The sequence below is a fragment of the Brachybacterium sp. genome (assembly GCF_052095815.1).
In the GTDB taxonomy this organism is placed as follows: domain Bacteria; phylum Actinomycetota; class Actinomycetes; order Actinomycetales; family Dermabacteraceae; genus Brachybacterium.
On the sequence record NZ_JBQDLF010000074.1, the window covers coordinates 1 to 11,363 of the forward strand.

The following is an 11,363-nucleotide window of genomic DNA, read 5'->3' on the forward strand; positions in this document are numbered from 1 at the left end:
CCTTGACGTAGGTCGCGTGGTGCTTGGAGTGGTGCAGCTCCATGATCCTGCCCGAAATCGAGGGATCCAGCGCGCCGTAGTCGTAATCGAGATCAGGAAGCGTGTACTCCGCCATGTGGATCATCCCTTCGTCGTGTGGTGCGCGGGGCCAGCTGGTGCGGGACCCGCCGTGCCATCCATCCTGCCACGATGGACTGCGAGTTGGCAGGGTCGCCAGCATCCGCCTCTTCCCCAGCACGGAGTACGGCCGACGCGCGGCGGCGTGTGGGCCCTGCGGGCCACAATGGGTCAATGGCCCTGTCTCGCCGCGCTCTCCCCTCGTTCTTCTCTGCTGCCACCGCGACGTGGTTCGCCGAGTCGTTCGAGTCGCCCACCCCAGCGCAGTCGGCTGCGTGGGAGGCGATCGAGCGCGGTGATGACACGCTGGTCGTCGCACCGACCGGCTCGGGCAAGACTCTCGCCGCCTTCCTCACCGCGATCGATCGCCTGGCGACGTCACGCGCCGAACGGCAGCCGACCATTGCTGCGAATACCGGATCCGGGCGCGGCCTCACCCGGGTCCTGTACCTCTCCCCCTTGAAGGCCCTCGGCGTCGATGTCGAGCGGAACCTGACCTCGCCCCTGGTGGGCACGGCACGGGCGGCGGAGCGGCTGGGAACGCCCCGCTCCGCGATCAACGTGGGCGTGCGCACCGGGGACACGCCGGCCGCCGAGCGTCGGCGGCTGATCTCCCATCCCCCGGAGATCCTGATCACCACTCCCGAGTCACTGTTCCTGATGCTCACCTCCCAGGCGCGCGAGACGCTCCGCGGGGTGGACACGGTGATCCTCGACGAGGTGCATGCGGTCGCGGGGACGAAGCGGGGCGTGCACCTCGCACTGTCGCTGGCCCGGCTCGATGCGCTGCTCGAGGCGCCTGCCCAGCGCATCGGGCTCTCCGCCACCGTCGAACCGGTCCAGGAGGTCGCCGATTTCCTCACCGGCTCCGGCCGTGTCCGCGAGGTGACCGTGGTGAGACCGGAGTCGACCAAGCGCTGGGACATCACCGTGACGCTCCCGGTGCGCGATCTGCAGGCGATCGAGCCTCCCGCCGATGCGGTCGACGACGAGGACGTGTCCGGCACCATCTGGCCGCATGTCGAACGTGCCGTGCTCGAGGAGGTCCTCGCACATCGTTCGACCATCGTCTTCACGAACTCCCGCAGCCAGGCTGAGCGCCTGACCGGCAAGCTCAACCGCCTGCACGCGCGGCGGTCCGCCGCCGATGGAGCCCCGGAGCCTGCTGGAGATGAGCTCGAGGACATCGCCCGCGCCCATCACGGCTCGATGTCCAAGGAGGTGCGCGCTGGGATCGAGGAGCAGCTGAAGTCCGGGACGCTGCGCTGCGTGGTCGCGACCTCGTCGCTCGAGCTCGGGATCGACATGGGCGCGGTGGACCTGGTCCTGCAGGTCGCCGCGCCGATGTCCGTCTCGAGCCTGCTGCAGCGGGTGGGTCGCGCGGGACATGACGTCGGTGCGGTCTCCCACGGTTCCCTGCATCCGTTGCACGCCGCAGATGTGCTGCGCTCCGCCGTCGCGGTGCAGGAGGCGGTCGCGGGCAGGATCGAGCCGCTCTCCGTGCCGCGCAACGCTCTGGACGTGCTCGCCCAGCACACCGTCTCGGCCGCCGCGATGGATGATCTGCAGGTCGAGGACTGGTTCGACCTGATCCGCACCGCGCATCCCTACCGGGCGCTGCCCCGCTCCGCCTTCGACCAGACCATCGATCTGCTGGCCGGCCGCTATCCCTCCACCGACTTCTCCGAGCTCCGGCCGCGGCTCGTGCACGACCACGAGACCGGGACCCTGTCGGGCCGTCCCGGCGCCCAGCGCCTCGCGGTCACCAGCGGCGGCACGATCCCCGACCGCGGCCTGTACCCGGTGCATCTGGTCGCGAGCGAGGACGATTCGCAGCCGCGGCGGGTGGGCGAGCTGGACGAGGAGATGGTCTACGAGTCCCGTCGCGGGGATGTGATCACGCTGGGCACCACGAGCTGGCGGATCGAGGAGATCACCGCTTCGCGCGTCACCGTCTCCCCCGCCTTCGGCATGAGCGGGCGGATCCCCTTCTGGCATGGCGACGGCGACGGGCGCCCGGCGAGCCTCGGCCGAGCGATCGCGACGGCGCAGGCGGAGCTCGCCGGAGCCGACCGCACCGACGCCGCTGCCCGCCTGGCCGCGCTCGGCCTCGATGAGAACGCCCGCACCGTGCTGCTGGACCACCTGGCCGAGCAGCAGCAGGTCACCGGCGTGGTTCCCGGGCCGCAGCAGCTCGTCGTCGAGCGGTTCCTCGACGAGCTCGGCGACTGGCGGGTGGTGCTGCACTGCGCCTACGGGCAGCGGATCACCGGTCCCTGGGCGCTCGCGGTCGGTGCCCGGGTGGAGGAGCGGTACGGCCTGGACGGCCAGGTGATGGCGGCCGATGACGGGATCGTGCTGCGCATTCCCCACGGTGAGGAGCCGCCCGGCGCGGACCTGTTCGTGTTCACTCCGGAGGAGATCGAGGAGGAGGTGCGCCGTCTGGTGGGCTCCTCCGCCCTGTTCGCGGCCCGGTTCCGCGAGTGCGCGGCCCGTGCCCTGCTGTTGCCGCGGCGGGATCCGAACCAGCGCGCGCCGCTGTGGCAGCAGCGGCAGCGCTCCGCCCACCTGCTCGAGGTGGCGCGGCCGCACCCGGACTTCCCGATTATGCTCGAGGCGGCGCGCGAGTGCCTGCAGGACGTCTACGACCTGCCCGCCCTGGTGGAGCTCATGGGGCAGATCGGCGGGCGCCGGGTGGAGGTGCGCGAGGTCGAGACCCCCTCCCCCTCGCCCTTCGCGCGCTCGCTCCTGTTCGGCTATCTCGCCCAGTTCATCTACGACGCCGACGCACCGCTGGCCGAGCGCCGCACCGCCGCACTCGCCCTGGACCAGTCGCTGCTCGCGGAGCTGCTGGGCACGGTGAGCCTGCGCGAGCTGCTGGATGCCGAGGTGATCGCCGAGGTGGAGCAGCGCCTGCAGGGCCTCACCGCCGAGCGTGCCCTCCATGGCACCGAGCAGATCGCCGACACGCTGCGGCGCCTCGGCCCGCTCACCCGCACCCAGCTCGCCGAGCGCAGCGCCGAGGGCCTCGATCTGGGGGCCGCGCTCGACGAGCTGCGGGATGCCCGGCGGATCATCACGGTGCGCCTGGCCGGGGCGGAGCATCTCGCCGCGGTCGAGGACGCAGGGCTGCTGCGTGACGCGCTCGGCACCGCGCTGCCGCCTGGCATTCCGCAGGCCCATCTCGCCCCCGTGGATCGGGCCGTCGCGCAGCTGCTCTCCCGCTGGGCGCGCGGCCGCGGGCCGTTCCTCGCCGGCGAGCCGGTTGACGTCTTCGGCCTGGCTCCTGGTGTCGCGCGCAGCGCCCTCGAGCAGCTCGCCTCCGAACGGGCGCTGCAGCAGGGCGAGTTCACGCCTGGCCGCGAGGGCGAGGAATGGGTCGATGCGGAGGTGCTGCGGCGCATCCGTCGGGCGAGCCTCGCCGCCTCGCGGCGCGAGATCGCGCCGGTGCCCGGTCCCGTCTACGCACAGTTCCTCGGGCAGTGGCAGCACCTGGCGGGTCGACGGCCCGACGGCCGACGGGAGAGTGCGCACTGGCGCGGCCGGGACGGCCTGCTCTCGGTGATCGACCAGCTCACCGGGGTGTCCCTGCCGCTGTCGGCCTGGGAGTCCCAGGTGCTGCCGGCGCGGCTGCCGGAGATCACCCCCGCGATGCTCGACGCGGCCTTCGCCTCCGGAGAGCTGGTGTGGACCGGGCACGGCCGACTCGGCGGGGACGACGCCTGGATCCGGCTCCATCTCGCTGACGCTCTGCCGCTGGGCCTGGACGCGACCGCGCTCGAGGAGGCCGCGGCGGATCTCGCAGACGGCTCCCCCGCAGCCCGGATCCTCGCGCTGCTGCGCGGCACACCCGGGGCGCTGCGGCACGGGGAGATCCTCACCGCGCTCGCGGACCAGGGCCAGGCGCTCGAGCCCGCCGCGGTGCACGAAGCGCTGTGGGACCTGGCCTTCCGTGCCCTGATCACCAACGATTCCTTCGAGGCGCTGCGCAGCTATGGCCGCGGCTCGGCCCCGAAGTCCGCGGCGCGCGGCGCGGGACGCTCCCGTCCGCTCACCCGGCGCGGGGCGGCACGGCTGTCGGCCGCGATGCTGCGTCAGGGCGCTAGCTCGGTCTCCGAGCTCGTGGCCGGTCCCGTCGGCGCGGGGCGCTGGTCCGCCGTGCGGGTCGAGGGCGTGGACCCCTCAGCTCGGGCCGCGGCGATCGCGACGCTGCTGCTGGACCGGCACGGGGTGGTCACCCGCGGGGCGATGGACGTCGAGGACGTCCCCGGCGGTTTCGCCGCGGTGTACCGCGTGCTCGGAGCGCTCGAGGAGAACGGTGCCTGCCGCCGCGGCTACTTCATCGACGGGCTCGGCGCCTCGCAGTTCGCGCCTGTCGAGGCGGTGGACCGTCTGCGCGACCGGGACCGAGAGGCGGAGACGGGACGAGGCGGCGAGGAAGGAGAGAGCGGCCCGTCGGCCGACGCCCTCTGCGTCGCACTCGCCGCGACCGACCCCGCGAACCCCTACGGTGCGGCGCTCCCCTGGCCTCCGCTCACGATCCCGCCGCCCGATGGCGCGACCGCCCGCCCCGCCCGTCGCGCCGGGGCGCTCGTGCTGCTGGCCGACGGGCAGGTAGCAGCCTTCGTCGACAAGGGCGGCAAGCACCTGCTGTGGTGGGCCGACGACTCGGCGACCCAGGGGCTCGCCGCACAGCTGGTGCGGGCGATCGCCGAGGACTCCCGCCTGCCGCAGCTGCGGCTCGAACGGATCAACGGCCACCCGATCGACGCCGCCGCGGTCACCTCGATCGGTGAGGCGCTCGTGGCGGGCGGCAGCTACCGCTCGCCGCGCTCGATCCGGCTCAGGGCGGGCGATCGCTGATGCCGGGAAGTCTGCTGATGGTAGGACATCTGCTGATGCCTGAGAGGGACTGCTGATGCCCGAAGGTGACACCGTCGCCCGGCAGTGCCGGATTCTGCATGACGCCCTCGCCGGGGCGGTCCTGACCACATGTGATCTCCGGGTCCCGCGCTCCGCGACCGCCGACCTCGTCGGCTGGCGTGTGCACGAGGTGCGGCCACGTGGCAAGCACCTGCTGATGCGGCTGCTGCCACCGGTCCCGGGACCGGCGCCGCTGACCCTGCACACCCACCTCATGATGGACGGGATCTGGCACGTGAACGGGAAAGCCCTGCGCTCGAGCGACACCAGTGCCGGGCCCCGACCTGCGGACACGATCCGCGTGCTGCTCACCGCCCAGCACGAGGACGGCCGCGAGGCCCGTGCGATCGCCTACGACGTCAAGCAGGTGCGCCTGGTGCGCACCGCCGACGAGGATTCGCTCGTGGGCCATCTCGGCCCGGATCTCCTGGATCCCACGTGGGACGAGGACGCAGGGCTGCGCGACCGCGCCATCGTGAACCTGGCTGCGGACCCCGAACGCCCGATCGGGCTCGGGCTGCTCGATCAGCGCAACCTCGCCGGCATCGGCAACATCTACCGCAGCGAGCTTTGCTTCCTGCGCCGTGTCCACCCCGCCGCCCCGACCGGTGCCGCGGGCGACCTCGGCGAGTTCGTTGATCTCGCACGTCGGCTCCTGGTGCTGAACCAGGCCCGTTCGGTGCGGGTCACCACCGGCGGGATGCTGGGCCGGGACGGGGACCTGTGGGTCTACGGACGCGGCGGGAAGCAGTGCCGCCGCTGCCGCGCCCGGATCGAGCGAGGGGACCTCGCTGACCCGAGGCTGGAGGGGGCGGAGGCGCGGGTGCTGTGGTTCTGCCCGCGGTGCCAGGCCGGTCCCGGCGCTCCGCTACCGGGAGGGCGTCTACCGGGAGGGCGGCGGCAGGACACCGGCGCTCGGGGCGGTCGGCGCCGGTGGGCGGGTAGCGAGTAGCGAGTAGCGAGTAGCAGGTAGCCCTCGCCGCTCAGGAGAGGATCCGCCGAGGCTGCCCCGCCCCGTCCGTCCCGAGCCAGCCGCGCAGGATCAGCACCAGCGCCGCACCCGAGAGAATCCCATCGTCGATCCCCGGGGGCAGCAGGAAGACCATCAGCACCAAGGTGACCAGGCACATCATGAGTGACAGAGCGAGGCCCCAAAGCCGGTTCCGCCACAGCGCTACCGCGCCGAGGATCCGCAGCACCGCGAACACGCCGCTGAGCAGCATCATCGGGTAGAGATTCTCCTGGAGGTAGCCGAGGGCGAAGATCTCAGTACGCTCGGTGATCACCTCCGGGGGGATGTCGAGTGCGAGCAGGCACAGGACTCCGAGGAACACCGTGGCCTCCATGAGGATGCCCTGCATCAGGATCAGGACCGCAGCGGCGCGCAGCTGACGATGACGGGAACGGGCGGAGTCAGGAACCATGGACTCAGAGAAGCATCACCTCCATCGGTGCCGGGGGCCGGTCCGCACGATGGGAGGGCCGGATCCTCGGTAGACTCATCCGCCGTCAGCCTCCATAGCTCAATGGATAGAGCAACGGCCTTCTAATCCGTAGGTTGCAGGTTCGAGTCCTGCTGGGGGCACCACTGACCAGGCATTACGCTCGATCAGACTGCACGAAGATGCCGAGCTTTCGGCACGGTTGGCTCATTCGTTGGCTTTTTCCGCCCGTCCCGAAGCATCTGGAGCACGTTCCCGGCATCCTTCGGTGCGGTCACAGAGTCCGCATAGGTGCGGAGGGTGAACGATGCATCCTCGTGGCCGACGTGAGCGGCGACCTGGTTCGGCGACATGCCAGCGTCGAGGAGATCGGTGACCACCGTCTTACGGAACGTGTGGGTTGTGGCCCACGGCACGCTCACGTCCTCGTGATCAAAGACATGCCGCATCGCATCGTTGACGTTGCTCTGGTCCCTCCAGGTGCCGTTGATGGACGGGAACACCGCGCCGTCCTCCGACATGGGGAGCGGCTTCTCGTGCCCCACCTTGGTCATGCGGGCGTGGCGCTCGCGCAGCAGGTCGGCAGTGTCGGAGGGAATGAAGACGTTGCGAGCACTCCTGGTGGTCTTTGTCCACGGCTGACGCACGATGCCCTCCCCCTTGACGCGGCCCAGCGTGCCGCCGATGCTCACGTGCGGAGACTTCCCGGCGAGCTTCACGTCCTCCCAGCGGAGCGCCAGTGCCTCGCCGATGCGAACACCGGTGCCGAGCATGAAGCGGATCAGGTCGGCAGTGTCGTTGTCGTTGGTCCGCCTGTCCTTCTCGATGAAGGAGAGCACCCGCTCCTGATCCTCAGCGGTGAGAGCCCGGTCAGTGTCCCTCTCGCGCAGCACCTTGCCATCCTCCAGCGCCTTGCGCTCCGTCTCCGTCTTCACCTTCGCCTCAGTGCGGCGTGAGCGCTTCACTGCACCCATGCCAGCCATCGGGCCGGGGGCGGAGACGATGCCGTAGCCAACGGCGCGCTTGAACATGCCGCCAACTACTGACTTCACACTGTGCGCCGCGCCGTTGCCGTGATCGTTGGCGATGCCCTGCAACCACTCCCGCAGCTCCAGGTGTGCCAGCGAGGAAAGCTCGCGCCCGTTGAACTTGTGGCCCGCAGCGAGCACCCGATTGCGCATCGCATCGGAGTAGACGCGGACTGTGGCATCGGAATAGTCCGAGTCATCCGACTCGATCCATGCAAGGTGCAGAGCGCCGAAACCGTCCCAGGTGGACGGGATCGACATGGTTGCATCCTTCGCCCCCATAGCCTCCAGCCTGGCGGCGTACTGTTCCCGTGCCTTGCGCTTCACCGCATCCTCAGCAACGGAACGGTTCCGGCCACGGGCCTGCACGCGGACCGGACGCCCACCGTCCAGTGCGCCGTACCTGGTGTTGGCGATGTAGTAGGAGATGGCCCTGCCCGTCGCATCTTTGTTGCCGTCCTTGTCGTACGCGGTCACCTGCACCGCGCCAACCTCGCCTGCCGCAAGTCTGTTCTTTGCCATGCCCCGAGAGTACGGCGCGAGCCAACGAATAGCAAGGTCTCAGACCGATACCGTTGCAGGTCAACAGGCCCGCCGACACCAGGGGGAAGGGGTGGGGGGCGACCCCTAGACATGTACGCAAGTCCCCCCGCTGGTCTCAGCCGGGACATTCCCGTACGGGTCTTAATGGCCTTTTGTTCACTCGACAACAAGAAAGACCCCCGTCCCCGGCGAGATGCCAGAGACGGGGGTCAGATCATGCGGCTTGACGGCGGCGCTTCCGAATCTCCACGGCTCCAGCGCTGTTGCAGGGGGCGCAGCTCGGCACGACGTTCTCCAGCCTGTGCTCGCCGCCCTCGGCGACGGCAACGGGCCAGTGGTCCAGCTCGGTCCACTCGTCGCCACAGTGGTAGCAGGCGTCGCCGTAGACGTCGATCAGCTCCTCGCGAGCGAACGGCACCACGACGGGCTCATAGCCATACTGCACCGCCCGCGTGCGGTAGTTGCTCGCCCATGCGTTCGCCCTGATCCGTTCCGGGTTCTCGGCATGCCATTTCTGCACGCGTTCCCGTTCCCGCTCGATGTGCGCTACCCGGTATGCCCGTCGGCGCTCAGAGTCCCTTCCGCGGTTCTCGGCTCGCCACTGTCGCACGCGCGCTCGCTCGCACTGCCGACAGTGGCCGAGATAGCCGCTCCTGGTGACCTTGGACCGTACGAACTCCGGGAGCGGCTTCACGATGCCGCACCTCGTGCAGCCCTTATGGGTGTCCCAGTGGTAGCTCATCAGGACCAGCGACCCCGGCGGACCTCGGAGTAGGTCATTTCCTCAGCACCGAGACGGATCAGCTCGGCGATGTCGGGGTCAGCCTTTGCCGCCACGACGCGGACAACACCGCCGATGCTCACGGCCTGGTAGGTCCGCCCGTCAACGATGAGGTGGGTCGGCTTGTTCTTCTCCGGGTACAGCGTGCCGATGGTGACGCGCACAGGGTGGTCGGGGTCGGTGGGGTTGCTCTGCTCCTGCCCGGCCTGCTGTGCGGCGGTGAGTGCGTGGCCGATGAACCGGTCCCAGTCCTGGGCGGCCTCCCTGGCGTCCGTGAGGGCCTGTGCGGCCTTCTGCTCGGCCTCGGCGATCCGGCGCTGGTACTCGGCGTACTTGGCTTCGATGCCGTTCACGCCATCGGCGGCGAGGTCTAGCAGCTCCAGTCGCCGAAGCTCGGCGACGGCACCGGGCAGGGTGACGGACCGCAGCTTCTCCAGATGCTCGGAGCGACGGGAGATCAGGCTCTCCAGCCCGTCCAGGCGGTCAAGGTCGGCAGGGGTGAGCAGTCCCTTCTCGGCGAGAACATCATGCTCAGCCTGGAGGGGTTCAAGCTCGGCGGCGAGAGCAGAGACGGAGGACTCGACTTCCTTGATGTACTCCTCGGCGAGGATGACAGGAGACTTCTGGGTGTTCTTCTTGGCGGTCATAGTGAACTACTTTCTATCGGTGATGTTCTTCTACTCGTCGGATAGTCGGTCGGGCTTCGCCCTCCCTCCCATCCTCCTCGTGTTCTAGTTGTTCTTCATTGAAGGTCAGCGAAGCTAAAGGTTGAAAGGAAGGAGGTTCTAAACCTTGAAGGGCTTGAACTTCCTGTTCTTCTTCGCCGCTCGTCGGAGGTTCGGTCGGCTTCGCCTCCCTCACCTCCTCCTCGCCGCCCTTCTGTTCTTCGCTGACTTCTAGGGCCAGATGCGCGATGCGGGTTCCGGGTGCCGGGGACGCCGCTGTAGAGGCGGCGTGCCGGATGCCGGATGCCGGGGCGCGATGCTGGAGGTCTACGGGCTTGCAACTGAGCTGGGTGGTTTAGAGTACGCAACCTTATGTCCCCACCTGCGGGTTTACCCTCAAAAACGGGCACGCCATGTCCGCCTGTTGCTGACATATCACACTCAGAGTGTCAGAACGATGGGAGGTCGTCTAGGCGGCTCTCGGGCGGGCCGCAGTAAGGCTCCTGCCCGCCTCGTCGATGCGCCGCCGCTTCGCTACCCGCTGAGAGCTGGGGCGGTTATTCGCAACCCCCGCGAGGTAGATATGCCGGGCGTCCGAATTGTCGTGGAACTGTGCGGCTCGCTTGCCCTGAGCGATGGTCCGCCGGACCGTTCTCGCATCGCATCCGAGGATCACGCCCATCTCCCCGGAATCGAAATCGGCACGACCGTCGGAATCGCAGCGAGCGACCGCGGCGAACCACATTCGCATTACCTTAGGCAGCTCCTCAGAACTGGATGATCGCTCGGCGTGGGGAATCACGACTTTGGACCAGCTCCGTTCCGAAATACTGGTGCGGTTGGGGATGGGCGTGACGCGCACGGCCTTGCCGTCCCGCATCAGTGCACCGCTCCCAGCGAGCACCGCCATGGTGAACACGCTCGTGTCGATCTCCTGTCCACGCGGCTTCTCCCGGTACGCCGTCAGGTCCTCGATGGTCGCGAGCCATGGCGGCGCCGTCTCTGTTATGGCGACCGTCCTGCTCGTCTGGTCTGTCATACGCTCACCTCGTCGTCTGGGAGCACGACGTTGCCGTCCTCGTCGGCAAGCTCCAGCATGGTTAGCAGGGTCACCGCTTCCTCGCCGGTCAGCACTCCCGACTCCCAGCGCTTGCGGATCTGCTCCGCGTACTCGGCCTTGCCCTGCTCGTCGAACTTGTGCCCCATCGCCTTCTCCCTCTCCCTCGTGGTGCTCATGCGCCGTTCCCCTCCCCGCTCTCAGCCTCGGTGCCGTAGGCGACCATGCTCCGAAGCTCGGTCGGCGTACTGCCCTCGGCGAGCGCTCCGGCCTCGATCAGTCCGTCGATCCGGGATCGGACAAACCCTGATGAAGCTCGCCGACGGCCCGGATGTGCCAGCCACGCCTGTAGCTGACCTTTCCGCAGGACCGTGATCCCCTCCGAGTCCGCAAAGATGATTGATGCGAGCATGATCCGCAGGTCCGGGTGGACTGCGGGGTTCTTCATGAAGGCGACGGCTTCCGTGTCGATCATGTTGACCGTCCTGGTGCCGCTCATCGACTCAACTCCAGGCGCTCCTGGGAGCTGTCACGGGTGAGGATGCCCATTGAGATGCATTGCCGGATCGCAGCTTCTACGTCCACGTTCTTCGCCTTCTCCTCCTCCCCCGTGGCAAGCGCTCGGCGCAGCTCCACGTAGGAAGGCGGGCACCACGTCAGCGTCTCGGTGTCGCAGTGGATCAGCACTGTGGCCCACAGCAGCGCAGCCTTATAGGGACGGTCGGCCTTGACGGCCTGTAGATGTCCGCGCAGGCGGAAATTGTCAAGGTGGATGAGACCAGTGGGAGTTAGGCGGCGATCTCGTAG

Annotated in this window: 10 protein-coding genes, 1 tRNA gene and 1 pseudogene; 3 read left to right on the forward strand and 9 right to left on the reverse strand. The window is 68.9% G+C overall.

Annotation, left to right across the window (positions count from 1 at the left end; translation table 11 throughout):
* Positions 1-115 (reverse strand): annotated as a pseudogene (locus ACTH43_RS17670) (superoxide dismutase); the annotation flags it as partial.
* A 176-nt stretch (positions 116-291) separates the two neighbouring features.
* Between ACTH43_RS17670 and ACTH43_RS17675 the strand changes: the two are divergent.
* Together ACTH43_RS17675 and ACTH43_RS17680 are read left to right on the forward strand one after the other, a co-directional pair.
* A complete protein-coding gene (locus ACTH43_RS17675; RefSeq protein WP_441446208.1) occupies positions 292-4,980 on the forward strand; it encodes an ATP-dependent helicase in 4,689 nt (1,562 codons plus the stop codon).
* 55 nt (positions 4,981-5,035) lie between these two features.
* Entirely contained in the window at positions 5,036-5,992 is a 957-nt protein-coding gene (locus tag ACTH43_RS17680; RefSeq protein ID WP_441446209.1) for a DNA-formamidopyrimidine glycosylase family protein, read from the forward strand.
* Between the two features lie 31 nt (positions 5,993-6,023).
* On the opposite strand, the gene ACTH43_RS17685 is transcribed toward ACTH43_RS17680, so the two are convergent.
* Positions 6,024-6,464, reverse strand: coding sequence for a hypothetical protein (locus ACTH43_RS17685; RefSeq protein ID WP_441446210.1), 441 nt, complete (start codon positions 6,462-6,464; stop codon positions 6,024-6,026).
* Between the two features lie 88 nt (positions 6,465-6,552).
* Between ACTH43_RS17685 and ACTH43_RS17690 the strand changes: the two genes are divergently transcribed.
* Positions 6,553-6,628: transfer RNA gene (locus ACTH43_RS17690), tRNA-Arg, on the forward strand.
* Positions 6,629-6,649: 21 nt separating this feature from the next.
* Here the strand turns inward: ACTH43_RS17690 and ACTH43_RS17695 are convergent.
* The 7 genes from ACTH43_RS17695 to ACTH43_RS17725 form a co-directional block, all read right to left on the reverse strand.
* A complete protein-coding gene (locus tag ACTH43_RS17695; protein WP_441446211.1) occupies positions 6,650-8,032 on the reverse strand; it encodes a tyrosine-type recombinase/integrase in 1,383 nt (460 codons plus the stop codon).
* Positions 8,033-8,267: 235 nt separating this feature from the next.
* Positions 8,268-8,747, reverse strand: a complete 480-nt coding sequence (locus ACTH43_RS17700; protein ID WP_441446212.1) for an HNH endonuclease — start codon at positions 8,745-8,747, stop codon at positions 8,268-8,270.
* Positions 8,748-8,794: 47 nt separating this feature from the next.
* Positions 8,795-9,481, reverse strand: coding sequence for a hypothetical protein (locus ACTH43_RS17705; protein WP_441446213.1), 687 nt, complete (start codon positions 9,479-9,481; stop codon positions 8,795-8,797).
* Positions 9,482-9,968: 487 nt separating this feature from the next.
* Positions 9,969-10,538, reverse strand: a complete 570-nt coding sequence (locus tag ACTH43_RS17710; protein WP_441446214.1) for a hypothetical protein — start codon at positions 10,536-10,538, stop codon at positions 9,969-9,971.
* Positions 10,535-10,735 (reverse strand): hypothetical protein, encoded by a 201-nt coding sequence (locus ACTH43_RS17715; RefSeq protein WP_441446215.1) that lies wholly within the window; start codon positions 10,733-10,735, stop codon positions 10,535-10,537. The genes ACTH43_RS17710 and ACTH43_RS17715 overlap by 4 nt, the downstream gene beginning before the upstream one ends.
* On the reverse strand, positions 10,732-11,055 hold the full coding sequence (locus ACTH43_RS17720; RefSeq protein ID WP_441446216.1) for a hypothetical protein: 324 nt from the start codon (positions 11,053-11,055) through the stop codon (positions 10,732-10,734). The genes ACTH43_RS17715 and ACTH43_RS17720 overlap by 4 nt, the downstream gene beginning before the upstream one ends.
* On the reverse strand, positions 11,052-11,363 hold a 312-nt coding region (locus tag ACTH43_RS17725; RefSeq protein ID WP_441446217.1), incomplete at its 5' end, for a hypothetical protein. The genes ACTH43_RS17720 and ACTH43_RS17725, both read right to left, overlap by 4 nt.